Annotated in this window: 19 protein-coding genes and 1 tRNA gene; 9 read left to right on the top strand and 11 right to left on the bottom strand. The window is 64.6% G+C overall.

Annotated features, from left to right (window positions below; translation table 11 throughout):
* The first annotated feature begins 9 nt into the window (after nucleotides 1-9).
* The 3 genes from BW975_RS04780 (at nucleotide 10) to BW975_RS04770 (ending at nucleotide 2,751) form a co-directional block, all read left to right on the top strand.
* The gene (locus BW975_RS04780; RefSeq protein WP_076531434.1) at nucleotides 10-1,089 is read left to right on the top strand and encodes an alginate O-acetyltransferase AlgX-related protein; all 1,080 of its coding nucleotides are present in this window, start codon (nucleotides 10-12) and stop codon (nucleotides 1,087-1,089) included.
* Nucleotides 1,090-1,172: 83 nt separating this feature from the next.
* Nucleotides 1,173-1,904, top strand: coding sequence for a glycosyltransferase family 25 protein (locus tag BW975_RS04775; protein ID WP_076531432.1), 732 nt, complete (start codon nucleotides 1,173-1,175; stop codon nucleotides 1,902-1,904).
* A complete protein-coding gene (locus BW975_RS04770) occupies nucleotides 1,897-2,751 on the top strand; it encodes a glycosyltransferase family 2 protein (RefSeq protein WP_076531430.1) in 855 nt (284 codons plus the stop codon). The genes BW975_RS04775 and BW975_RS04770 overlap by 8 nt, the downstream gene beginning before the upstream one ends.
* Before the next feature lie 59 nt (nucleotides 2,752-2,810).
* Here the strand turns inward: BW975_RS04770 and BW975_RS04765 are convergent.
* From BW975_RS04765 to BW975_RS04755, 3 genes are all read right to left on the bottom strand, one after another.
* A tRNA-Leu gene (locus tag BW975_RS04765) sits at nucleotides 2,811-2,897 on the bottom strand.
* Nucleotides 2,898-2,950: 53 nt separating this feature from the next.
* Nucleotides 2,951-3,499 carry a tetratricopeptide repeat protein gene (locus BW975_RS04760; RefSeq protein ID WP_076531428.1) on the bottom strand — a complete coding sequence of 183 codons (549 nt, stop codon included), beginning with the start codon at nucleotides 3,497-3,499 and terminating at the stop codon, nucleotides 2,951-2,953.
* Nucleotides 3,496-3,963 carry an Lrp/AsnC family transcriptional regulator gene (locus BW975_RS04755; RefSeq protein WP_076531426.1) on the bottom strand — a complete coding sequence of 156 codons (468 nt, stop codon included), beginning with the start codon at nucleotides 3,961-3,963 and terminating at the stop codon, nucleotides 3,496-3,498. Before BW975_RS04755 ends, BW975_RS04760 begins: the two co-directional genes overlap by 4 nt.
* A 130-nt stretch (nucleotides 3,964-4,093) precedes the next feature.
* On the opposite strand from BW975_RS04755, the gene putA reads away from it, so the two are divergent.
* Genes putA through BW975_RS04740 form a run of 3 tightly spaced genes read left to right on the top strand, consistent with a single transcriptional unit; the run spans nucleotide 4,094 to nucleotide 8,658 of the window.
* Nucleotides 4,094-7,525 carry a bifunctional proline dehydrogenase/L-glutamate gamma-semialdehyde dehydrogenase PutA gene (gene putA / locus BW975_RS04750; protein ID WP_076531424.1) on the top strand — a complete coding sequence of 1,144 codons (3,432 nt, stop codon included), beginning with the start codon at nucleotides 4,094-4,096 and terminating at the stop codon, nucleotides 7,523-7,525.
* Nucleotides 7,526-7,561: 36 nt separating this feature from the next.
* Nucleotides 7,562-8,305: a rhomboid family intramembrane serine protease gene (locus BW975_RS04745; RefSeq protein ID WP_076531422.1), complete on the top strand. Its 744-nt coding sequence runs from the start codon at nucleotides 7,562-7,564 to the stop codon at nucleotides 8,303-8,305.
* Complete coding sequence (locus BW975_RS04740; protein WP_076531420.1) at nucleotides 8,302-8,658, top strand: GFA family protein; 357 nt, start codon at nucleotides 8,302-8,304, stop codon at nucleotides 8,656-8,658. The genes BW975_RS04745 and BW975_RS04740 overlap by 4 nt, the downstream gene beginning before the upstream one ends.
* A 3-nt stretch (nucleotides 8,659-8,661) precedes the next feature.
* On the opposite strand, the gene BW975_RS04735 is transcribed toward BW975_RS04740, so the two are convergent.
* The 4 genes from BW975_RS04735 to BW975_RS04720 all read right to left on the bottom strand — a co-directional run bounded on the left by BW975_RS04735 (nucleotide 8,662) and on the right by BW975_RS04720 (nucleotide 11,529).
* Nucleotides 8,662-9,450, bottom strand: coding sequence for an inositol monophosphatase family protein (locus tag BW975_RS04735; RefSeq protein WP_076531418.1), 789 nt, complete (start codon nucleotides 9,448-9,450; stop codon nucleotides 8,662-8,664).
* 100 nt (nucleotides 9,451-9,550) lie between these two features.
* The gene (locus BW975_RS04730; RefSeq protein ID WP_076531416.1) at nucleotides 9,551-9,928 is read right to left on the bottom strand and encodes a VOC family protein; all 378 of its coding nucleotides are present in this window, start codon (nucleotides 9,926-9,928) and stop codon (nucleotides 9,551-9,553) included.
* Nucleotides 9,929-10,124: 196 nt separating this feature from the next.
* Complete coding sequence (locus BW975_RS04725; protein WP_076531414.1) at nucleotides 10,125-10,502, bottom strand: nuclear transport factor 2 family protein; 378 nt, start codon at nucleotides 10,500-10,502, stop codon at nucleotides 10,125-10,127.
* Nucleotides 10,503-10,614: 112 nt separating this feature from the next.
* The gene (locus BW975_RS04720) at nucleotides 10,615-11,529 is read right to left on the bottom strand and encodes a LysR family transcriptional regulator (protein ID WP_076531412.1); all 915 of its coding nucleotides are present in this window, start codon (nucleotides 11,527-11,529) and stop codon (nucleotides 10,615-10,617) included.
* 98 nt (nucleotides 11,530-11,627) lie between these two features.
* Here BW975_RS04720 and metF point away from each other — a divergent pair, with 98 nt between their 5' ends.
* Complete coding sequence (gene metF, locus BW975_RS04715; RefSeq protein ID WP_076531410.1) at nucleotides 11,628-12,494, top strand: methylenetetrahydrofolate reductase [NAD(P)H]; 867 nt, start codon at nucleotides 11,628-11,630, stop codon at nucleotides 12,492-12,494.
* 33 nt (nucleotides 12,495-12,527) lie between these two features.
* Here the strand turns inward: metF and BW975_RS04710 are convergent, their stop codons facing one another.
* Nucleotides 12,528-13,604: a DUF2235 domain-containing protein gene (locus tag BW975_RS04710; RefSeq protein ID WP_076531408.1), complete on the bottom strand. Its 1,077-nt coding sequence runs from the start codon at nucleotides 13,602-13,604 to the stop codon at nucleotides 12,528-12,530.
* A gap of 200 nt (nucleotides 13,605-13,804) precedes the next feature.
* Here BW975_RS04710 and BW975_RS04705 point away from each other — a divergent pair, with 200 nt between their 5' ends.
* On the top strand, nucleotides 13,805-16,987 hold the full coding sequence (locus tag BW975_RS04705; protein ID WP_076531406.1) for a valine--tRNA ligase: 3,183 nt from the start codon (nucleotides 13,805-13,807) through the stop codon (nucleotides 16,985-16,987).
* 91 nt (nucleotides 16,988-17,078) lie between these two features.
* Here the strand turns inward: BW975_RS04705 and BW975_RS04700 are convergent, their stop codons facing one another.
* The 3 genes from BW975_RS04700 to BW975_RS04690 form a co-directional block, all read right to left on the bottom strand.
* A complete protein-coding gene (locus tag BW975_RS04700; RefSeq protein WP_076531404.1) occupies nucleotides 17,079-20,135 on the bottom strand; it encodes an efflux RND transporter permease subunit in 3,057 nt (1,018 codons plus the stop codon).
* Nucleotides 20,132-21,214, bottom strand: coding sequence for an efflux RND transporter periplasmic adaptor subunit (locus tag BW975_RS04695; RefSeq protein ID WP_076531402.1), 1,083 nt, complete (start codon nucleotides 21,212-21,214; stop codon nucleotides 20,132-20,134). Before BW975_RS04695 ends, BW975_RS04700 begins: the two co-directional genes overlap by 4 nt.
* Before the next feature lie 126 nt (nucleotides 21,215-21,340).
* The gene (locus tag BW975_RS04690) at nucleotides 21,341-21,979 is read right to left on the bottom strand and encodes a TetR/AcrR family transcriptional regulator (RefSeq protein ID WP_076531400.1); all 639 of its coding nucleotides are present in this window, start codon (nucleotides 21,977-21,979) and stop codon (nucleotides 21,341-21,343) included.
* Nucleotides 21,980-22,031: 52 nt separating this feature from the next.
* Here BW975_RS04690 and BW975_RS04685 point away from each other — a divergent pair, with 52 nt between their 5' ends.
* On the top strand, nucleotides 22,032-22,964 hold the full coding sequence (locus BW975_RS04685; RefSeq protein WP_076531398.1) for an AEC family transporter: 933 nt from the start codon (nucleotides 22,032-22,034) through the stop codon (nucleotides 22,962-22,964).
* The last annotated feature ends 28 nt before the right edge of the window (nucleotides 22,965-22,992 follow it).

Genomic DNA, 22,992 nt, shown 5'->3' with positions numbered 1-22,992 from the left:
AGCGGTCCAATGTATAGCGCCAGACTGAGCCTCTTCGCCGCCATCGCCGGGGTCATCCTCGTCGCGCTGCCCGCCGCGAATGTCGCCTCGCGCGCCGTGATCGGCGCGGGCCTCATGCCGGACGAGTTGCGCGATCTGTGGTCGCTGGACCGGATCGAAGGCAATCTGGGCTATCTGGCGATGACCCGGCTCGACCGGTCGCTCTTTCCGGGGCGGGTGCGCGCGGGGCGCGACGGGTATCTCTTTCTGGGCGATGACGATGGCGCGGTGATGGCCAAGGCAACTGGCACCTGGCCGGTGCCCGAAGGGCTGGTGGCGGCGCAGGCGGAACAGCTGACGCGGGTGCAGGCACGGGTGGAGGGTTCGGGCGCACGCTTTCTGGCGGTGATCGCGCCGAACAAGCATTCGATCTACCCCGAGATGCTGCCCGAGGATGCGGCCCCCGCGCCGCGCACCGTCACCGACGATCTGGCCGAGGCGACTGTTGCGCGGGACGTGCCGCTGCTGGACCTGCGAGGGGCGCTGCGCAGCGCCAAGGATGACGTACAGGCCTATATGTTCACCGACACCCACTGGACCCGCGCCGGCGCCGCCGCCAGCTATGACGCGATCATGGCCCGACTGGGCGCCGAGACGGTGGAATACGATCTGGAGCGCATCAGCATCCCGGCGGGCGACCTGACGCGCCTTTTGAAGATGCAGGCGCTTTATCCGGCGGATTCGGACACGGACTATCGGATCGACTTCGCGGCCTCGCCCGAGATATGCGCCGCGAAGATCGGGCTTGTATCCGGCGAGGAAGGGCCCTGCGAGCCCCACGGGACCGCCGAGATATCGGCGATGCAGAAGGTGATGCGCGTCAGCCGCAATGCGGCCGCGCCAAACCCCGAGACGGTGCTGATGCTTTGCGACAGTTTCTGCACCGCGTCCTCCGCGCTTTTCAACGCGAGCTTTGCCGAGCTCTACCGCGTGCATTGGAAATTCATCGATGATGCCGCGCTGGACAGCTACCTGAGCCGGCTCGACCCCGACATCGTCATCCTCCAGATGGTCGAGCGGGACGCACTGTCACTGGGACTCGGGCGATAGGCGCTATGCGATAGGGCTGGATTCGCGGCGCCGGTTCTGGCACCAGCCAAGTCGTGGACTGCGCAACGAGGAGGCTGCGCCCCTTGGATCTCGATTGCTTCATCATTCATCTGGCCCGTGCGACCGAGCGCGCGGCCCAAGTCGCTGCGACCCAAGCCGCGTTGCCGCTCCGCTGTCATGTGCTGCCCGCGGTAGATGGCCAGAGCATGAGCGCCGCCGAGGCGCGCGCCTACCAGCCTGGCCTGCTGGCGCCGCCCTACCCCTTTGATCTGCGCGCGTCCGAGGTGGCGACGTTCCACAGCCACCGCGCCGCGTGGCAACGCATCGTCGACGGGGCCCTGCCCGCCGCGCTGATCATCGAGGACGATCTGGAGATCGATACGGACGTGTTCCTGCCCGCGTTGGATCTGGCCTGCACCCATATGCGCGGCGGAGATTTCGTGCGTTTTCCGATCAAGCCGCGCGAGGATGCGGGCACCCAGATCGCACATCGCGGCGCGGTGCGGCTGGGCTGCCATGACGCCGTGGCGCTCGGCATGGTGGCACAGCTTGTCACCCTCAAAGCCGCGCAAAGACTGCTGGATGCAACCGAGCGGTTCGACCGCCCGGTCGATACGTTCCTGCAGATGACATGGGTGCATGGCGTGCGTATTCTCACCGCCTGGCCCACCGGAATCGAGGAGGTGTCGGCACGCCTTGGCGGCAGCCTGATCCAGCGCAAGGAGGGCGCGCTGCAAAAGCTGCGGCGCGAGGTGCTGCGCCCGATCTATCGCCGACGCATCGCGGCCATGGCGCGAAAGCACCCCAATGGCTGAGCCGCGCATCACCATCGTCACGGTCGCCTATAACAGCGCCGATGTGCTTCCATCCATGCTGGAGTCGGTGCCAAGCGGCGCGCCGGTCATCATCGTGGACAACGCCTCGCGCGACCGCGAGGCGCTGCGCGCATTGGCGGCGCGATACGCGAATGTGACGCTGATCGAGAACGCGGAAAACGAAGGGTTCGGGCGCGCCTGCAATATCGGCGCGGCGGCCGCGCACACGGAATTCGTGATGTTCCTCAATCCCGATACGACCTGCCTTGACGATACGCTGGACGCGCTCACCACGGCGGCGGACGCCCATCCGGATGCGCCCGCTTTCAATCCTCTCATCGTGGATGATGCGTGGCGTGCGCATCTGAAACGGCGCAGCGATCTCGATCCGCGCGCGGGCACGCTGGCCAAGGGCGATCCCGGCGGCGATGTCGCGCTGCCGGTGCTGTCGGGCGCGGCATTGATGGTGCGCCGCGACATCTTCGAACGCATCGGCGGCTTCGATCCGGCGATTTTCCTCTTCTTCGAGGATGACGATCTGAGCGTTCGGCTGGCCAAACATGGTCCGCTGATGCTGGCGCATAGTGCGATCGTGCGGCATTTCGGCGGCACATCCTCCTCTCCCAGCCGCGTGGGCGAGCGGATCAAGAACTGGCATTGGGGCTGGTCGCAGGTCTATGCGGTGCGCAAGCATCGCGGACCGGGCGCATGCGCCCGGCCCATCGCCAAGGCGCTGTTGCGTGCGGCCTCGCCCGCGACGTTGCTATCGGGGGTGCGGCGGCGCAAATACGGCGCGCGCCTTACGGGGATGTGGGCCGCGCTGCGGATGCGGGACGCCAAGATGTGACGCGGGCAAGGGCCGCTTTTCAGTCTTGAAGAGGCCTCTGGGCGGCAGGACCACCGAGATGGTGCGGGCGGCGGGACTCGAACCCGCACGGGGACAAGCCCCAACAGATTTTAAGTCTGGTATGTCTACCATTCCATCACGCCCGCATCGCGGCGGACCATAGACGCATCATGGGCGGTGTAAAGCGCCGGGTTGCACGTCAAAGGGCATCTTCGCCCTGCTCCAGCACCGGAAGCAGCGCGCGTTCGGACAGCCACGGATTCATGTCCAGCGCGGCGCGCAGCGCCAGCGCCGCCTCGCCATTGCGTCCAAGGGCAACCAGCGTCAGCGCCTTGCCCGTGAGGGCGGCCACATGGCGCGGCGTACGCGCGAGCGCAGCGTCGAGATCTGGCAGGGCCGCCTCGAACTCCTCGCGCAGGTAGCGGATGAAGGCGCGCTGGTTATAGCCTTCGGCGTAATCCGGACAATAATCCACCAGCGCCTCAAATGCGGTCATGGCACCGTCGTAGTCGTAGGATTGGCGCCGTTCCATCCCCTCGTCCAGCAGCTCCTGCGCGCGGGCGTCGGGCGCCTCTGTCCAGAGCGCCCACATCTTGTCCGACACGATCATGCCCGCCTGGCGATCAGGTGCGGCGCGCGCCTCCTCGATCAGCGCGGTGAGGGCGGCGGAATGATCAGGTGCAGGCGGGCAGGTTTGGGCCGTGGCGGCTGTGCCGAGGAGCGTCAAGGCAAAGACGAGCGATTTCACAAGACATCCTCCGGCGCGTTTTCCTTGACCGCCTGCATGGCGACATAGGTACTGGTCCCGGCCACATGCGGCAGGGTGGAGATGCGGTGCGCCAGCATCTGGCGATAATCGTTCATGCTGCGCGTCCGCACCTTCATAAGGTAGTCGAAATTCCCGGCAATCAAATGAACCTGCTCGATTTCGGGGATCAGGCGGACTGCTGCATTGAACTCGTCAAGTGCGGCCTCGCGCGTGTCGGTCAGGCGCACCTCGACGAAGCTGACATGATCCAGGCCAAGCCGAATAGGGTCGATCATGGCGCGATACCCCGAAATCACACCACCCGTTTCCAGACGGCGCAATCGCGCCTGTGTTGGCGATTTGGACAAACCGATTCGCTGCGCGAGATCCGTGATACTGATGCGACCCTCGGTTGCGAGAACGCGCAGGATTGCCTTGTCGAACTTATCCAATTCGGTTTGCATGCCTCAGACCTCAAATAACATTCAATCGTCCTGCAAAAACTTGCTGAACGGGAAAATCATCTTAGGCTTACATGCTAAGCTAGATCAATTAATCACTGCCCTTGGGCTCTTGCCACCGAAGGATGCCGCAATGCCATATGATACTGAATCGCGCCGCGCAGTCGACCTGCAGACCTACGCAAGCGGGCCCGAGACGATAGAGCGTCTCAAGGCCGAAGCCGGTCTCAGCCCCGAGGATCGCGCCCGCATCTGCGCCCGCGGCGCCGATCTGGTGCGCGAGATCCGCGCGCAGTCCGATCCCGGCCTGATGGAAGTTTTCCTGGCGGAATACGGTCTTTCGACCGATGAGGGCATCGCGCTGATGTGCCTGGCCGAGGCGCTTTTGCGCGTGCCCGATGCCGAGACGATCGACGCCCTGATCGAGGACAAGATCGCCCCCAGCGACTGGGGCAAGCATATGGGGCATTCCACCTCGCCGCTGGTGAACGCGTCGACATGGGCGCTTATGCTGACGGGCAAGGTTCTGAAAGAAGACAAAAAGGGTCCCGTTGGCCATCTGCGCAGCGCGATCAAACGCATGGGCGAGCCGGTGATCCGCACCGCCGTGGCCCGCGCGATGAAGGAAATGGGCCGCAACTTCGTCTTGGGCGAGAACATCCAGAGCGCGATGGACCGCGCCGCCAAGATGGAGAAAAAGGGCTTTACCTACTCCTACGACATGCTGGGCGAGGCGGCGCGCACCGACCGCGACGCGACACGCTATCATCTCAGCTACAGCCGCGCGATCAGCGCCATTGCGCAGGCCTGTGTGCATGACGACATTCGCAAAAACCCCGGCATTTCGGTCAAGCTGTCGGCGCTGCACCCACGCTATGAGTTGGCCCAGCGCGAGCAGGTGATGGACATCCTCGTGCCGCGTCTGCGCAGCCTTGCCTTGCTGGCGAAGTCCGCTGGCATGGGCCTGAACATTGACGCCGAGGAGGCCGACCGCCTCGCCATCTCGCTCGACGTGATCGAGACGGTGATGAGCGAGCCGGCACTGGCGGGCTGGGACGGTTTCGGCGTGGTCGTGCAGGCCTATGGCCAGCGCGCGGGCTATGTTCTGGATTTCCTTTACGAGCTGGCCGAGCGGCTGGACCGCCGCATCATGGTGCGCCTCGTCAAGGGCGCCTATTGGGATACCGAGATCAAGCAGGCGCAGGTCGAGGGCGTAGACGGCTTTCCGGTCTTTACCTCCAAGGCGGGCACGGATGTCAGCTATATCGCCAACGCGCGCAAGCTCTTGTCGATGACCGATCGCATCTATCCGCAATTCGCCACGCATAACGCGCATACCGTTGCCGCAGTGCTGGACATGGCGACCGACAAGGACAAGTTCGAATTCCAGCGCCTGCACGGCATGGGCGAGGCGCTGCACAAGATCGTCATGGAGCGCAACGGCACGAACTGCCGTATCTACGCCCCCGTCGGCGCGCATCGCGATCTTCTGGCCTATCTGGTGCGCCGCCTCTTGGAAAACGGCGCCAACTCCAGCTTCGTGAATCAGATCGTCGACGAAGAGGTGGCGCCCGAAATCGTCGCCGCCGACCCGTTCATCATGGTCGAGCAGGAGCGCGTCCACCTGCCCACCGGCCCCGAGCTGTTCCTGCCCGAGCGCATCAACTCCAAGGGCTTCGACCTCAAGCATCAGCCGACGCTCGATACCATCGAGAATGCGCGCGCGCCTTTTGCCACCCACAAGTGGGAGGTCGGCCCCGTTCTGGCCGGTGAGGCCAAACCCGAAAAGCCCGTACGCGTCGAGAACCCGGCGGATCCGGCAGACACTCCCGGCATGGTGGCAAATGCCAGCAAGGCGGATGTGGAAACCGCCCTTTCCAAGGCCGAAAAGTGGGAGGCGCCCTATCAGGAACGCGCCGAGGTTCTGGGCAAGATCGCCGACCTCTACGAGGAAAACTTTGGCGAGATCTTTGCCATCCTGCACCGCGAGGCCGGCAAATCACAGCCCGATGCGGTGGCCGAGCTACGCGAGGCCGTCGATTTCCTGCGCTATTATGGCGCCAACGCGCCTCAGGGAGAGGCTGTGGGCACATTCACCTGCATCAGCCCGTGGAACTTTCCGCTGGCGATTTTCACCGGCCAGATCGCGGCAGCATTGGCCGCCGGTAACGCAGTGCTGTCCAAACCGGCCGAGCAGACGCCGATCATCGCGCATCTCGCCGTGAGCCTCATGCACAAGGCGGGCGTGCCGAACACGGTTTTGCAGCTGCTGCCCGGCGGCGGCGAAGTGGGCGCAGCCCTGACAAGCAACAGCCGTGTCGACGGCGTGGCCTTTACCGGCTCGACCGCGACGGCGATGAAGATCCGCAGCGCCATGGCGAAAAACCTGGCCCCCGGCGCGCCGCTGATCGCGGAAACCGGCGGCATGAATTGCATGATCGTCGATAGCACCGCCCTGCCCGAACAGGCCGTGGCCGCCATTGTCGAATCCGCGTTCCAATCCGCGGGTCAGCGCTGCTCGGCGCTGCGCTGCCTTTACGTGCAGGAGGATATTGTCGAGGATTTCAGCCGCATGCTGATCGGCGCCATGGAGGCGCTGAACATCGGCATGCCGTGGGATCTGAGCACCGATTGCGGCCCCGTCATCGACGAAACAGCCCGCGCGGGTATCTCCGAGCATATTCAGCAGGCCCGCGCCGAGGGGCGGCTGATCCACGAGCTAAAAACGCCCAATTCCGGCACTTATATCGCGCCTACGCTGATCAAGGTGCGTAGCGTTGGTGATCTTGAGCGCGAGATTTTTGGCCCGGTCCTGCATATGGCGACCTTCGGCGCGACCGAGATCGACACGGTGATCGACGAGATCAACAGCACCGGCTACGGGCTGACCTTCGGCCTGATGACCCGGATCGACGACCGCGTGCAATATGTGACCGAGCGAGTGCAGGCGGGCAATATCTACGTCAACCGCAACCAAATCGGCGCCATCGTGGGCAGTCAGCCCTTCGGCGGCGAAGGCCTGTCGGGTACCGGCCCCAAGGCGGGCGGCCCACACTACCTGGCGCGCTTCACCGCGCATCCGGCGCCCAAGGCGGGCGACGATTGGGAAGGCGTGATGAAGCCCAAGGAAATCCAGGCGATCCTGGATAAATCCAAGGGCGTCGTACTGCCCCCGCGCGAGGACATGCTGATGCCGGGGCCGACGGGCGAATCGAACCGCCTGACCAGCCACGCGCGCAAGCCGCTGCTTTGCATGGGTCCGGGCCGCGAGGCGGCCCAAGCGCAGGCGCGCGCTGTCTCGGGTCTGGGCGGTCTGGCCGTCGAGGCGACGGGCACCGTCCCGCCCGAGGCGCTCACCTCACTCACCGGCTTTTCCGGCGCGCTCTACTGGGGCGACGCCGAAATGGCGCGCCCCTATGCAAAGGCACTGAGCGAGCGGACGGGCCCGATCCTGCCGCTGATCACCGGGTTGCCCGATGCGGGCTATATCCTGAACGAGCGTCACGTCTGCGTCGACACCACGGCGGCGGGCGGTAATGCCGCGCTCTTGGGCGGCACGAGCTGACTTGACCACATCACGGCATGGGGCCAACGTGGCCCCATGTTTCCCATCCGCGATCATAACCCCTCGGGGCGCATGCCCTATGTTACCTATGCGCTGATGGCCGCCAATATCGGCATATTTCTCAGCTATTGGCCTCTTTTTGGCGATCCCGAGGCGTTAAATGTTTTCTACGTCAATTGGGCGATGATACCGGCGCGCATCCTTTATGCGGGCAATTACGAGACGTTGATTTCATCGATGTTTTTGCATGGCGGCTGGCTGCATCTGGCTGGAAACATGCTGTTTCTCTGGATCTTCGGCGACAACCTTGAGGATGAGATGGGCCACCTGCCCTATCTTGGCTTCTACATCGCCAGCGGTGTCGGCGCCGGCCTTGTCCAGATGCTGTCCGAGCCTTTGTCGGTGATCCCGACCGTCGGCGCATCGGGGGCCATTGCGGGGGTGATGGGGGGCTATCTGCTACTTTATCCCAGGGCCAAGGTCGATATTCTGATCATCATCGTCTTTTTCGTCCGCATCCTGCCCCTGCCGGCCTGGATCATGCTGGGCCTGTGGTTTGCTTTTCAGCTCTTTGGCGGGCTGTCGATGCCCACCGAGGGCGGCGGCGTTGCTTATTGGGCCCATGCGGGCGGCTTTGTCATCGGGGCGATCCTGACGCTGCCCCTGCTGATACGGCGCGGCGGCACGGCATTCTGGGACCGCACCGACGGGCATCCGCCCCACCCCGAGGCCACCTATGATCTGGCGCGCACGCGCATCCCGAAAGTGAGGCGAAAATGAAAGGCACCTGCCATTGCGGCGCGGTCGAGCTGCGCGTGACCCTGTCGGACGGTCTGAACACCGCCCGCCGCTGCGATTGCAGCTTTTGCGCCCGGCGCGGGGCGGCGGCGGTCACGGCGCCGCTGGACGGGGTGGAGGTGGTGCGCGGCGCGGACAAGCTGACGCTCTACACTTTCGGAACGCATACGGCGCAGCATCATTTCTGTTCGATCTGCGGGATCTACACGCATCACCGACGCCGCTCAAACCCCAATGAATATGGGGTGAACCTGGGCATTCTGGAGGGCGCGCACCCGCGCGATATGGGCGATATCGGCTGGGTCGACGGGATCAATCACCCGTCGGATCGGTAGGGCCTACTGATTGCGGATGATCTTGGCGAACTTGCCGAAAATGGCGTTGTTGGCACAGATCACCGCGCCTTCGTCCAGTATCTCGCGGCCTTCGGTCATCGGCTCGACCAGTGCGCCCGCTTCCTTGGCGATCAGAAGGCCCGCCGCCATGTCCCAAGGCTGCAAACGGCGCTCCCAGAACCCGTCATAGCGGCCAGCGGCCACATAGGCCAAATCCAGCGACGCGGCGCCAAACCGGCGCACGCCTGCGGTGGCAGGCAAGAGCCGCGCCAGATCCTGAAGCGTATGCGGCAGATCGCTGCGCCCGCCAAAGGGCAGGCCGGTGGCGAAAATGCTCTCGATCAGCTTGTCACGGCCCGACACGCGCAGGCGCGATTCGTTCATCCACGCGCCCTCGCCCTTCTCGGCAAAGAAAAGCTCGTCTTTCGACGCGTCATAGACCACGCCCGCGACGACCTGCCCCTTATGCTCCAGCGCGATGGACACCGCCCAATGCGCGAGGCCGTGCAGGTAGTTGGTGGTGCCGTCCAGCGGATCAACGATCCAGCGGCGCGTGGGGTCGGTGCCCGGCTCCTCGCCGCCCTCCTCGGCCAGCCAGCCATAGGTGGGACGCGCGTTCATCAGCTCGGACTTGATGATCTGCTCGGCCTGGATATCGGCGCGGCTGACGAAATCGCCTGCGCCCTTCATCGACACCTGAAGGTTCTCGACCTCGCGAAAGTCCTTGGCCAGCGCGCGCCCCGCCTTGCGGGCCGCCTTCATCATCACGTTGAGATTTGCGCTGAGTGCCATGGGATGCGTCCTATACTCGGGTCAAGTCGCGCGTATAGGCCGGGACGGGGGTCGGGGCAAGGGGGGCCACCCCCTTCGACTTGGCAGCGCATACGCGCCATTAGCCATTGAAATCCCGTTCCGACCTCAGCGCGCATCTGTTACCGTCGGGATCCGCAAATTCGGCGGTCGTGCCCCAATCGTGTCGACAGATCTCCACCGCGACGCCCTTCGCCCCCAGCCAGTCGCACGCGGCCTCGATGTCATCGACGTTGAAGCGAAACTTCGTCGGACAGCGATCCAGCGGTTTTGTGCCCGACCATGCCGCCCCTCCTTGCTCGACCATAAGATAAGAGTTGCCGAGACCAAAAACCGAAATCTCCCCATCATCGTGGCTGATGGTTTCCAGAAATGGAAGTTCCAGAATCGAGCCATAAAAGTCGCGGCATTCGGAATAGTTTTCCGTATTCAGAATGATGCCGGTTCTGGTAAACTTCATATCTTGGTCCTTCGAAGCGAGGGAGAAGCCCCAAGCGTTTCGCCCGTGGCTCATACCAGAGCATCGAGGGGAAAAGCCATGCGCCGCCAATCAGACTCGCGCCAATTTGGGCCGATATGTCCGAGGCGAACTTTGGGCGCGATCGACACGACACCGCCGTGGGGCCGCGCGGCAGCCAACAAAGTAATAGCTTGGCCTACTTCGGCGCCATGAAGAATTCTTCGCGCACGATCTTGCCTGCCTCGACGGTATAGACCGCGATCTCGCGCAAAGTCATCTTCTTGCCCGTGGCTTTCTGTGTCACCTCGACCGCGAAACGCACACCGAAACGGTGGGGGGGATGGACATACGGCCCGTCGGCTTCGAGCTTGTGGATCTCGTGGGACGCCGTCCAATCCTCGCGTTTGGCCCTGATCGCGTCGCGGCCCTTGGCGATGCGCACATCCCGATCCGGCGGGACGACCGCCTCGACAGATTCCGCGTATTCCGCATAAATTTCGTCTACATGTTCAATGCCGCGACCGTTTCGCATCGCTTCTACGAAGTCGCGTCCTACTCTGACCAGCTCTTCCATGTGAACCCTCCTTTTCTGACGCCAAGGGTCGCACGGCTGCGCATTGCGCGATTTGACAGGGATCAAAGACCTTGCTGAAATGCACGCCGGTGTACCTGCGTCGCGCGCGCCACTAGACCTTCTCTCGCCGCTGCAATTTCACCGGGATCTCCCGCGCCAGTTTCAGCAGATGCGCCATGAAGGGCTTGGCCGCGTCGTCATCGCGGATCGCAGCGTATAGGCGTTTGGTCAGCCCGCCCTCGGTGATGGGCCGCACCACGTAATCGTCACTCGTGCGCAATTCGCGCACCACCCAGTCCGGCAGCACGGCGACGCCGCGATTCGACGCCACCAGCAGCAGAATAACGGCCGTCAGCTCCACTTGGCGAATGCTTGCAGGCTCGACCTTGGCGGGCGTCAGAAGCTCGGTAAAGACATCCAGACGCGAGCGATCCACCGGATAGGTGATGAGCGTCTGGCCGCGAAAATCCTCGGCCTCGACAAAGTCCTTCTGCGCCAGCGGGTGCAGCGCGGAGGCCAGGAACACCGGCTCGTAATCGAAAAGCGGCTTGAAGCCGATGCCGCGCAGCGCCTCGGGATCGGAGCTGACAACCAGATCCACCTCTTCTTTTTGCAGCGCCGGCAGCGCGTCGAAGGCCAGGCCGGGGCGGATGTCGACATCGACCTCGGGCCAGTTCTTGCGGAATGCTTCCAGCACCGGGAAAAGCCACTCGAAACAGGCGTGGCATTCGATGGCAATATGCAGCCGCCCGCTGCTGCCATCGCGCACGCCCGAAAATTCGGCCTCCAGCGCCTCGATCTCGGGCAGCACCTTGTTGGCAACGCGCAAAAGGCGCAGGCCCGCCGCCGACAGCGTCATCGGCTTCGAGCGGCGCACGAAAAGCTCGACCCCCGCCTGATCCTCCAGACCCTTGATCTGATGGCTGAGCGCGGATTGCGTGATGTTCAGCTGATCGGCGGCCTTGGCCAGCCCGCCACAGGCATGGATCGCGCGGATCGTGCGCAGATGCCGGAACTCGATATGCATATATTAGCGCGCCTCATGTAGATCGTGAATATTATGAATTTGCGTAACTTAAGCGCATTGGCGACAAAGGCTCAACAGCCTTGAACAGGATTTCCGTCATGCCCGCACCGAATGTCTCTTTCGAATTTTTCCCGCCCAAATCGCTCGAGGCCTCGTTCCGCCTTTGGGATACGGTCCACACGCTGGCGCCGCTGCAGCCGCGCTTTGTGTCGGTCACTTACGGCGCGGGCGGCACGACGCGCGAGCTGACGCGCGAGGCGGTCGGCACACTGCACGGCGCCACCGGGCTGAACGTCGCGGCGCATCTGACCTGCGTCAACGCGTCCCGCGCCGAGACGATGGCCATCGCCGACGAATTCCAGGCTGCCGGCGTGCGCGAGATCGTGGCGCTGCGCGGGGACGCGCCCAAGGGTTCGGGCGGCTTCACTCCCCATCCCGAAGGTTTCGCCAACAGCTGCGAACTGATTGCGGCCCTCAAAGAGCGTGATCAATTCACCATCCGCGTCGGCGCCTATCCCGAGGTGCATCCCGAGGCCGCGGACGAGAATGCCGATATCGATTATCTCAAGCGCAAGTTCGACGCGGGCGCGGATGAGGCGATCACGCAGTTCTTCTTTGACGCCGACACCTTCCTGCGTTTCCGCGACCGCTGTGCGGCGGCGGGCATCGACAAGCCCGTCATCCCCGGTATTTTCCCCATCGAGAACTGGTCGGGCGCGCGCCGCTTTGCCCTCTCCTGCGGCACGTCGGTGCCCGAATGGCTGGACAATGCGTTCGCCACCGCCGAGCGCGACGGGCGCAGCGACCTGCTGGCCACGGCCCACGCGACCGAGATGTGCTCGAAACTGATGGATCATGGTGTGAAGGATCTGCATTTCTACACCCTGAACAAGCCCGAGCTGACACGCGACATTTGCCACGCCTTGGGCGTGACCCCCAAGGTCGAGCTGCGCGACGTCGCCTGATCGGCAGACCCGTAAATCAAAAGCGCCGCCCCGTCAGACGGGCGGCGTTCTTGCGTCTGGCATCATGTCCTGCGCCGCCTCGCCTGCGGTCTCGTGCACGCTCTCGGAGGGATCCACACCCACCTCGCGCCGCGCACGCAACAAGAATAGCCAACCCCAGCCGCGCCAGGTGCCGACCGATGGCGCGCCCGGGTCGCAATGAATTTCCCTGTGCCAGCCATCCGGCAGGGGCAGGCCCGCCGCCTCACCGCGCTCCAGCATCCAGACCAGCGGGATGTTGGCCAGAGGGCGCGCAGGCTCGAACCCTTCGAGGTGGCCGCCGATATCGCCATGCGCACCTCGAAACCACATCTGCTGCACGTCCTTGCAAGAGCCGGGAACAGAGCGCCAGAGCACGGGGCTGTAGGCCACGCGCGTCTCGTGCAGCGCCAGCGCGTGATAGCCGTGCCGCACCGAGGCGCCCAGCGCGTCCGAGTGGAAGGCATAGGTCGCCGCGTCCCAGCGCCACAGCAACGGCAGGCGCAAACCCAGCGCCTTCACCGAATCAAAGACCCCGACCATCTCGATCGGCACCTCGGCGTGGCAATGCGCGCGGCGATGCGCCTCAAGAACACCCTGAGCGGGCGGATTGCGGTAATAGCGCCAGGCCTGACGCACGTTGCGTTCGATCGCGTCCTCGGCCCGCAAAAGGCCCACCCTTTCGATCGCGCCAGCCAACGAGCGCACGGCATAGGCCCCGCGCGAAAAGCCGATCAGATAGATGGTGTCACCGGGCCTGTAGCGGCTGGAAAGATGCCCATAGGCGCGCCGTATCTGTCGATTGAGACCACGCCCCATCATCACGCCAAGCGTGCTGCGCCAGTCCTGCCATTGCAGACCCGCCTCGTAATACAGGTTCAGATGCGTGCCACGTTCACGAGCCAGCAGGCGAAAGATACGCCCCGCATTGCTTTCTTCGCCGGGCAAGAGCGATGACATCGTGCCATCGAGGATCACGACATGCTTGACCGGTCCGCGCCGCGCATGGCCGCCCTCGCGCCCGGCGCGCAGATGTTCCTCTCCACCCGGAAGCGCCCATTCGTATAGCCGCCTGACCCATTTGCGCAGCATCAGTCTTGCCTCCGTCCGGCGCGGCGAAGCCTGCCGATCATCCCTCGATCATGCAGCAGCGCGTCCGAGGCCTCAAGCGCCCCTCTGCTTCACCTTGGCGGAAATACTCGAAGCCGCATGCCAACGCCGCCGCACGCCGCGGGCTTCCCCTTGCGCACCGAATTGGCTAAGCCAAGCGCAAGGCGAAAAGGAGCACTCCCATGGCGATGGAAAAGACATTTGATGCGGCCGAGGCCGAACAGCGGCTCTATGAGACGTGGGAGACGTCCGGTGCGTTCAAGGCGGGTGCAAATGCGCGCGACGGCGCCGAGCCCTTCAGCATCATGATCCCGCCGCCAAACGTCACGGGCAGCCTGCATATGGGCCACGCGTTCAACAACACGCTGCAGGATATCCTAATCCGCTGGCACCGCATGCGCGGGTTCGACACGCTCTGGCAGCCGGGAACCGATCACGCCGGCATCGCCACCCAGATGGTGACCGAGCGCGACATGGCCGCAAATGGCGAGCCGACGCGCGTGGAAATGGGCCGCGAGGCCTTTGTGGATCGCGTCTGGCAGCAGAAGGTCAAATCGCGCGGCACCATTATCGGCCAGCTCAAGCGCCTTGGCGCCTCCGCCGACTGGTCGCGTGAGGCCTTTACCATGGGCGGCGCGGCGGGCGATCCCGACAAGGGCAATGGCCCCAATTTCCACGACGCCGTGATCAAGGTCTTTGTCGACATGTACGACAAGGGGCTGATCTATCGCGGCAAGCGGCTGGTGAACTGGGATCCGCATTTCGAGACGGCGATCTCGGATCTCGAGGTCGAGAATGTCGATACCGCCGGGCATATGTGGCACTTCAAATATCCCTTGGCCGGTGGTGCGACCTACGAGTATCTGGAGAAAGACGAGGACGGTAACGTCACCTTCCGGGAGACGCGCGACTACATCTCGATCGCCACCACCCGCCCCGAGACGATGCTGGGCGATGGCGCGGTGGCGGTGCATCCGTCGGACACGCGCTATGCGCCCATCGTGGGCCAGATGTGCGAAATCCCGGTCGGGCCAAAAGAACATCGCCGCCTGATCCCGATCATTACCGACGAATATCCCGATCCCGATTTCGGCTCGGGCGCGGTCAAAATCACCGGCGCGCATGATTTCAACGACTACGCCGTGGCCAAGCGCGGCGGCATCCCCTGCTACCGCCTGATGGATACGCGCGCGCGGATGCGCGATGACGGCGCGCCCTATGCCGAGGCGGCGGCGCTGGCGATGGAGGCGGCCAAGGGCGAGCGCGAGCTGGGCGAGGCCGAAGTGGACACGATCAACCTCGTGCCCGATCACCTGCGCGGGCTGGACCGCTTTGAGGCGCGCAAGCGCGTGGTCGAGGAGATCACCGAAGAAGGTCTCGCCGTGATGACGCAGGCGCATGACCCGCGTCTGGGCGCCGCTGCTGCCAAGCCGCTGGCGCCCGAAGAGGGCGGCGAGGCGCGCGAGGATACGCTCGTGCCGCTGGTCGAGGCCAAGCAGATCATGCAGCCCTTCGGGGATCGGTCCAAGGTGGTGATCGAGCCGATGCTGACCGACCAGTGGTTCGTGGATACTCAGCAGATCGTCGGGCCGGCGCTCGATGCCGTGCGCTCGGGCGAGGTGACGATCCTGCCCGAAAGCGATCGCAAGGTGTATTTCCACTGGCTCGAGAATATCGAGCCGTGGTGCATTTCGCGGCAGCTGTGGTGGGGGCACCAGATCCCGGTCTGGTACGGGCTCGATCTGGAGCGCGGCGCGTTCCGCGACGATGAGGGCGACGGCGCGCTCGATCTGGTCGAGATGCAGCGCCTGCTTTGGGATCAATCGCTGGCGCCCGGCAGCGACCGCTATCACGCCGCGCCCGATTTTGGCGCATTGGGAGACAAGTTCGCCGATGTGCTGGCGGGCCTGCCGACGCCGCTGAATCACGCGCGCCTTGTCGAGGTGGCAAGCCGCGAGGACGCGATGCACCGACTGGCCGAGAGCCTTGCGGACTATGTGTCGAGCCAGGATCCCACCACGCTGGTCTATCCGGTGTGGCGCGATGCGGATGTGCTCGACACCTGGTTCTCCTCCGGCCTCTGGCCCATCGGCACGCTGGGCTGGCCCGACGAGACGCCGGAACTGGAGCGCTATTTCCCCACATCGACACTCATCACCGGGTTCGACATCATCTTCTTCTGGGTCGCCCGGATGATGATGATGCAATACGCCGTGGTCGGGCAAAAGCCGTTTGCCCATGTCTATGTCCACGCCCTCGTCCGCGACGAGAAGGGCAAGAAGATGTCCAAATCCCTGGGCAACGTGCTGGACCCGCTGGAGCTGATCGAGGAATACGGCACCGATGCCGTGCGCTTCACCCTGACCGCCATGGCGGCGATGGGCCGCGATCTGAAGCTTTCGACCCAGCGCATCGCGGGCTATCGCAATTTCGGCACCAAGCTCTGGAATGCCGCGCGGTTTGCCGAGATGAACGGTGCGACCCCGGCTGGCTTGGGCGAAGAGTATTCCATCAATACTCTTCCCCGCCCCGAAGAGACGGTGAACCGCTGGATCATCGGCGAGACGGCCAAGGTCCGGATGGAAGTGGATGCGGCGCTGGAGGCGTATCGCTTCAACGACGCGGCCAGCGCGCTTTATGCCTTCGTCTGGGGCAAGGTCTGCGACTGGTATGTCGAATTCTCCAAGCCTCTGCTGATGGACGGCACCGATGCGGTCAAGCGCGAGACACAAGAGACGATGGCCTGGGTGATCGACCAGTGCCTGATCCTGCTGCACCCAATCATGCCCTTCGTCACCGAAGAACTTTGGGGCAGCCTTGGCAGTCGCGACAAGATGCTGATCCACGCCGATTGGCCGACCTATGGCGAGGGTGCCGTCGATGCGGCGGCGGACCGCGAGATGAATTGGGTGATCTCGCTGATCGAGGCCGTGCGCAGCGCGCGCGCGCAGATGCATGTGCCTGCGGGCGCCAAGATTCCTCTGCTCGCCACCTCGCTCGACGAGGCGGGCCGCACCGCTTGGGCGCGCAACGAGGCAATGATTCTGCGGCTGGCGCGGGTGACCGGGCTGGAGCATGTGGAGGCCTTTCCCAAGGGCTGTGCGACCGTCGCCGTCGAGGGCGGCATCCTTGGCCTGCCGCTGGCGGATATCATCGACGTCGAGGCCGAAGTGGCGCGGCTGGAGAAGACGCTTGGCAAGCTCGACAAGGAGATCGGCGGGCTGAAGGGCCGGGTGAACAACCCCAAATTCGTAGCCTCGGCGCCCGATGAGGTGGTCGAGGAGGCGCGCGAGAACCTCGCCCTGCGCAAGGAAGAGGCCGAGACCTTGCGCGCGGCGCTGGCGCGGCTGCAAGAGTTGGGCTGAGCCGCGTCTTGCCGCCGGGGGAGCCTCCGGCGGGGATATTTTTTGCAAGAAGAATGGACGGGCGCCTCCGGCTGGGGGCGCCCGTTTTGCCTTAGCTGGCCTCGGCCTCCTCGCGGCGGGCGGCGGGGAACATCATGTAGTAAAGGACGGGCGCGGCGATCAGCGTGAGGATGCTGGCAAAGCCGAGGCCGCCCATGATGGTGACCGCCATGGAGGCGAAGAAAGCGTCCCAAAGCAGCGGAATCATCCCGAGGATCGTGGTCACTGCGGCCAGCATGACGGGACGCAGGCGCGAGGTGGATGCCTCGACCACGGCGCGGCTGAACGGGACGCCGTCGGCGCGAGTCAGGTCGATCTCTTCGACCAGCACGATACCGTTTTTCAAGAGCATGCCCGAGAGGCTGAGAAGGCCCAGAAGCGCGGTAAAGGAAAAGGGCAGGCCCGTGGCCAGGAGGCCGATGGTGACGCCGTTGACCGACATCGGCACCAGCAGCCACACGATGAGCGGCTGGCGCAGCTTGCCGAAGAGAAGCACCGAGATCAGCACCATGATCAGCAGTGACACCGGCAGGCGACTGCCAAGCGAGCTTTGCGCCTCGGTCGAGTTTTCAAACTCGCCGCCCCATTCGAGGGTGTAGCCCTCGGGCAGCTCCATTTCTTCGACCGGCCCGCGGATCTTGCCAAAGATCTCGGCCGAGTTCACGCCGGCAGGCACGCCTGCCATGACGGTGATCGTGGGCAGACGCCCGCGCCGCTGGAGCAGGGTGTCTTCGGCGGCGTAGTCGAAGCCGTCGATGAGCTGCTCAAGCGGGATGAAGCTGTTCGCCGCACTGGAATAGACCGGTTGGCCAACGAGGTTTTCTCCGGTCGCGCCTTCGGCGTCCGGGCTGCGCAGCACGATGGGGATGAGGCGCGAATTCTCGCGATACGTGCCCGCCCGGGCGCCATCGGTCGCGTATTGCAGCGCGCGCGCCACGTCGCTGCGCGTGACGCCCGCAGTCTTGGCGCGGCCATCGTCATAGAGGGGCTGGATGACCATTTCGCGCTCGCGCCAGTCGGTACGCAGGTCTTGCAGGCGATCCGAAGCGCCCAGCATGCGCGCCTCTACTTCGGCAGCGAGGCGGCGCAGGACGTCCGCGTCGGCGCCCGAAATGCGCGCCGCGATGGGCGCGCCGCCGCCAGGGCCGAAGGCCAGCCGCTCGGTGCGGAATTCGCCCTCGGGCAGGTTCGCGCGGCCGAACGCCTCCAGATCCGCGCGGAGGGGTGGGATCTGCTCCAGCCGCTCGGTGCGGATAATGAGATGCCCGTAGGTCGGCAGCGCCTCTTCGGGGGCGTAGGTCAGCATGAAGCGTGACGCACCGCCGCCAACGAAGGTCGAGACCGAAACCACATCGTCGCGCTCTGCCAGCCACTCTTCGGCGATGGCCATGTCGCGGGCCGTGGACTGGATCGAGCCCCCTTGGGGCAACTTGTAATGCACGTAGAAAAGCGGCGTGTTGCTGTCCGGGAAGAACTGCTGCTTGACCTGGCCGAAGCCCCAGTAACAGGCCGCCGTCAGCACCACGAGCGCCGCGAGCACCAGCCAGCGCGCGCGGATCGCACCGCGCAGGAGAGAAGCATAGGCGCGAAAGACGGGGCCGTCATATGCGCCCGCGCCACCGCCCTCGCCCACTTTGAAAAGGTAATGCGCCAGAAGGGGCGTGGCCGTGATGGCCAGAACCCAGGACAGAAGCAGCGAAATGCCGATCACCGCGAAAAGCGAGAAGAGGAATTCGCCCGTCGCATCTGGGCTGAGGCCGATCCCGGCGAAGGCCATGATGCCGATGACGGTGGCGCCCAAGAGGGGGATCTGCGTTTTGTTCGCGGTATTCTCGGCGGCGTCGGCGGCGTTTTTGCCGGCCTCCATATCGCCTTGCATGCCTTCGGCAACGACGATGGCGTTATCCACCAGCATCCCCATCGCGATAATCAGCGCGCCCAGCGAGATGCGCTGCATCTCGATCCCGAAGATGGCCATGAAAAACACCGTGCCGACGACCGTCAGAAAGAGAGTTGCCCCAACCACGACAGCGGCGCGCCAGCCCATGAAGAGCGCCAGAACGACGATGACAATCGTGACGGACATGGCGAGATTCAGAAGAAAATCCGACGACGCCTCATCGACGACCACATGCTGCTGATAGACCGGGTGCAGCTCGACACCGACGGGAATGTCGGACATCAGACGGTCCAGCCGCGCATCCACGCGGGCGCCCACATCGACGATGTTCAGCCCCTGCTTGCCCGAAATGCCGATGGTGAACGCCTCTTCGCCATCGTGCCGGATGATCATCGACGGATCTTCGACTCTGCCGCGCGTGACGGAGGCGAAATCGCTGAGCCCGATCAACTCGCCGCCAACGCCGATGGTCAGGTCACGAATGGCATCCACGCTGGTCGAACCCGAAGGCGCGTCGATGCGGATATTCTGGCCCACTTGCTCGGCGGCACCGGCGGCGACGATTTCCGTCACCTCCTGAATGGCGCCGCGAATGGCCTCGGGCGGGACGCCCAGATTGGCGACGATGGCGCTGTCAGGCTCGACGAAGATCGCCTCTTCGGGCAGGCCCGATAGAACCACATCCGCGACGCCGTCAACTGACAGAAGATCGCGCCGCAGGAAATCGGCGATATCGTGTATCTCGGCGTCGGAGAATCCGGGGGCGGTGACTGCATGGAAGATGCCAAAGACGTCGCCGAACGTGTCGTTGACCAATGGTGTGCCGGCGCCGGGCGGCAGGGCGCCGCGCGCATCGGTCACACGGGCGCGCAGGCGGTCCCAGACCTGCGGCAGCTCGCTGCCGTCATAGGTGTTGGCGATTTCGACGTCGATGCGGCTGAGCCCCGGCTTGTTGGAGGAGGTTATGGTATCGACCTCGGCCATCTTCTGGATGGCCGACTCGAGCGGCTCGGATACCTCGCGCGCGACCCCTTCGGCGCTGGCGCCGGGATACTGCGTGATGATGATGGCGTTCTTGATCGTAAAGGCCGGATCCTCCAGCCGCCCGATCGTGGCGAACCCCCAAATTCCGCCAAAGAGGCATCCCAGCATCAAAAGCCAGGTGATCAGTGGCCGGGCGATGGCGCCGCGCGCGATGGCAAGGCTCATTGTGCGAGCCCCTTGAACCGGCGGACCTTCTGGCCATCGCGCAGCTGAGCCGCGCCTGCGGCGACGATTTCGGTCCCCTCAGCGGGGCCGTCGACCAGATGGACGCGCGTGTCGTCGCGCATCTCGATGGTGACGGGCGTCCACGTGACGGTGCCCTGATCCGCCTGGGTGTCGCCGTCTCCGTCCGGTGCAAACACCATCAGGCCGGGCTGGCGATCCGCATTGAAGGACAGCGCCGTTTCCGGAATCAGGATCTGCGCACCCTCCTGCCGCGCCGCACGCGCCACGACCGTAACGGACGCGCCGGGCAACACCCAGCCTGGCACATCCCCGGGAAAACCCAGCGTGATCTCGTATGTCTGGGCCACATCTGCCGTCTCGGCCTCGAATTCCCGCAAGGCCAGCGGGTATGTTTCCGAGCCGCCCGGAAAGCTTGCCTCGAAGGTCACGCCTTGCGACCGCTCGCGGCGGAAGAGCACCTCGGGGACCGAAACATCGACCCTGAGTTCGGACATATCGTGCAAAAGGACCACCGGTTCGCCCGGAGAGACGGTGGTAAAATTCGCAACCTCGCGGCGGGCGACCAGCGCGTCGAACTGCGTCTTGAGCGTGGCATCCTCCAGCGCCTCTTGCGCCTCTTCGGCGCGGATGCGGGCCAGATCGGCGGTGGTCTCGGCATTGCGCACTTCGACTTCGGCAACGGCATTGCCGGCGAGTTTGGACAGGCGCGTCACGTCACGCTCGGCTTTTTCCAGATCGACCTGCGCGCGCGCCACCTCGCGCCGGAACGGCGTAAGATTCAGCTGTGCGATCAGCGCGCCCTCCTCCAGAGGAGCTCCCTCGTCCACCGGGAATTGCGTGATCTGGCCGCCCACCTGAAAGGCCAGATGCACCGTTTCGCGGGCGCGCACGCGGCCATAGAACTCGCGCCGGATGTCGCCTGCGCCCGCCTCAAGCGTCATCAGCTTGACCGGGCGCAGCGGCTCGGACTCAACCGGCGCCTCCGCATCCTGGGCATGCGCGGGCTGGATCAGCGCGAGGCCGAGGGCAAAGAGGGCGGGGGCAATGGCCTTGATCATGGCGCGATCCTTTTCGGCAGCGGTGCGGAGGGCGCACGGCGGGGCGGGCGCGTGTGTCTGATATCGCCCGATTGGGGGCAATGTCGAGTGCGGAGGTCGCGCGCGCCCTGTCAGCGAAGCCCCGGCTCAGGTCTGCCCCGCGTCCGCCGACACGCCGTAGCGCGCTAGAAACATCTCGACGGCGGCGCCTGTGACGCGGGCAATATCGGCCTCCGAGATGCCATCGTTTATCCCGCAAAGACGGCGCGAGAACAGATCGCTTTTGCACAGTTCGACCATCTGGTTGGCCGCCATGTCGATATCGTCGATCTTAAGCGCACCGCGTGCGACATATGCGGACAGGATCGTGCCCAGCCGCGTGCGCAGCATTTGCGGGCCCGACGCATAGAAGCGCTGCCCAAGGTCAGGAAAGCGGTGGCTCTCGGCAACGCAGATGCGGTAAATCTGCTGTCCGAAATCCGACAGGAAAAATCGGGTGATGCGGTCCGCCAGCTCGCGCAGGGACGTCTCGACAGGGGCGGTCGGGTCGATCTCGGCCATGGCGGCGCTGGCCTGCCGGTCACATTCGATGCGGGCCACTTCGGAAAACAGCACGCGCTTGTCGGGGAAGTAGCTGTAGAGCGTCGCCTTGGAGACGCCTGCGGCGCGCGCAATGTCATCGACATTCGCGCCATCAAAGCCGCTTAGCATGAAAACCTCTCGCGCGCCCTCGAGCACCTGATCGAATTTGCGGCCCTTGCGGATCGCGCCGCTGACTGCGCTCATGTGCCTGCCCCTTTTTGCGCGACAGTAAGATGCGCGCCTGCTACCAAGAGCCATGGCCGCGATTTTCATCCAGACCCTGCCCTTCTTCATGATCATCGCGCTGGGTTACGGTGCGGGGCGCACTGGATTTTTCACGCCCCAGGCGACGGCCTATCTCACGAAATTCGTTTTCTACTTCGCGCTGTCGGCGATGCTGATCCGCTTTTCGGCAAATCTGGGCCTGCGCGAGGTGTTCGATTTGCCCTTCGTGCTGGCCTATGTCTGCGGCTCGGTGGTGGTCTATCTGCTGGCCACCGGCATCGCCTGGCTGCGCGGCATCCGCGCCGAGGAGGCCGCCGTCGAGGCGCAATGCGCCGTCATCGGCAATGTCGGTTTTCTGGGGATTCCGATGCTGGCGATTCTCATGGGTGAGGCCGCGATCGCATCCGTCATGCTGGTGCTGGCGGTCGATCTGATCGTCTTCGGGGCGCTGATCGTGGTTGTGATCACCGGCACCCGCGACGGGCGCATGCGGCCTGCCGTTCTGGGCACGGTTGGCCTTGGCCTACTGAAGAACCCGATGATCGTGTCCATAGTCGTGGGCCTGACATGGTCGGCGCTGCAATGGCCCATCCCCGGTCCGATCAACGAATTTCTGATCATCCTCGGCGGCGCGGCCACGCCCGGCGCCCTCTTTGCCATCGGCGCATCGCTGGCCGGTAAATCCGCCGAGCGGCCGCATGTTGCGGGCTGGCTCAGCTTTTGCAAACTGGTGCTGCATCCCGCCGCCGTCGCCGTAGCCGCGCTGCTGGTCTTTGACGTGGCACCCTATGCCGCCGCCGTGATGATTGCCGCCGCGGCGCTGCCCGTGGCGGGCAATGTCTACATGCTGGCGCAGCATTACGGAGTCGCGGCCCAGCGCGTCTCGACGGCCATCCTGATCTCGACGGTGCTGGCTGCGGTGACCGTTTCGCTGGTGATCGGCTGGGTGCAGCCGCTGTATTAGACGTTTCGCCCTGCGCGGCCGGCTGCTA

It is taken from the genome of Roseovarius nanhaiticus (assembly GCF_900156535.1).
GTDB classification, from domain to species: Bacteria; Pseudomonadota; Alphaproteobacteria; order Rhodobacterales; family Rhodobacteraceae; genus Roseovarius; species Roseovarius nanhaiticus.
The sequence above is the reverse complement of the archived record's forward strand: the minus strand, read 5'-3'. Positions and strand labels throughout refer to the sequence as shown.

What these genes read in the sequence shown, in the direction of transcription:
- BW975_RS04780 (WP_076531434.1), top strand. Translation starts at nt 10, where the DNA reads ATGTATAGCGCCAGACTGAGCCTCTTCGCCGCCATCGCCGGGGTCATC.
- BW975_RS04770 (WP_076531430.1), top strand. Translation starts at nt 1,897, where the DNA reads ATGGCTGAGCCGCGCATCACCATCGTCACGGTCGCCTATAACAGCGCC.
- BW975_RS04755 (WP_076531426.1), bottom strand. Translation starts at nt 3,963, where the DNA reads ATGCAAACCGAATTGGATAAGTTCGACAAGGCAATCCTGCGCGTTCTC.
- putA (WP_076531424.1), top strand. Translation starts at nt 4,094, where the DNA reads ATGCCATATGATACTGAATCGCGCCGCGCAGTCGACCTGCAGACCTAC.
- BW975_RS04745 (WP_076531422.1), top strand. Translation starts at nt 7,562, where the DNA reads ATGTTTCCCATCCGCGATCATAACCCCTCGGGGCGCATGCCCTATGTT.
- BW975_RS04740 (WP_076531420.1), top strand. Translation starts at nt 8,302, where the DNA reads ATGAAAGGCACCTGCCATTGCGGCGCGGTCGAGCTGCGCGTGACCCTG.
- BW975_RS04735 (WP_076531418.1), bottom strand. Translation starts at nt 9,450, where the DNA reads ATGGCACTCAGCGCAAATCTCAACGTGATGATGAAGGCGGCCCGCAAG.
- BW975_RS04730 (WP_076531416.1), bottom strand. Translation starts at nt 9,928, where the DNA reads ATGAAGTTTACCAGAACCGGCATCATTCTGAATACGGAAAACTATTCC.
- BW975_RS04725 (WP_076531414.1), bottom strand. Translation starts at nt 10,502, where the DNA reads ATGGAAGAGCTGGTCAGAGTAGGACGCGACTTCGTAGAAGCGATGCGA.
- BW975_RS04720 (WP_076531412.1), bottom strand. Translation starts at nt 11,529, where the DNA reads ATGCATATCGAGTTCCGGCATCTGCGCACGATCCGCGCGATCCATGCC.
- metF (WP_076531410.1), top strand. Translation starts at nt 11,628, where the DNA reads ATGCCCGCACCGAATGTCTCTTTCGAATTTTTCCCGCCCAAATCGCTC.
- BW975_RS04710 (WP_076531408.1), bottom strand. Translation starts at nt 13,604, where the DNA reads ATGCTGCGCAAATGGGTCAGGCGGCTATACGAATGGGCGCTTCCGGGT.
- BW975_RS04705 (WP_076531406.1), top strand. Translation starts at nt 13,805, where the DNA reads ATGGCGATGGAAAAGACATTTGATGCGGCCGAGGCCGAACAGCGGCTC.
- BW975_RS04700 (WP_076531404.1), bottom strand. Translation starts at nt 20,135, where the DNA reads ATGAGCCTTGCCATCGCGCGCGGCGCCATCGCCCGGCCACTGATCACC.
- BW975_RS04695 (WP_076531402.1), bottom strand. Translation starts at nt 21,214, where the DNA reads ATGATCAAGGCCATTGCCCCCGCCCTCTTTGCCCTCGGCCTCGCGCTG.
- BW975_RS04690 (WP_076531400.1), bottom strand. Translation starts at nt 21,979, where the DNA reads ATGAGCGCAGTCAGCGGCGCGATCCGCAAGGGCCGCAAATTCGATCAG.
- BW975_RS04685 (WP_076531398.1), top strand. Translation starts at nt 22,032, where the DNA reads ATGGCCGCGATTTTCATCCAGACCCTGCCCTTCTTCATGATCATCGCG.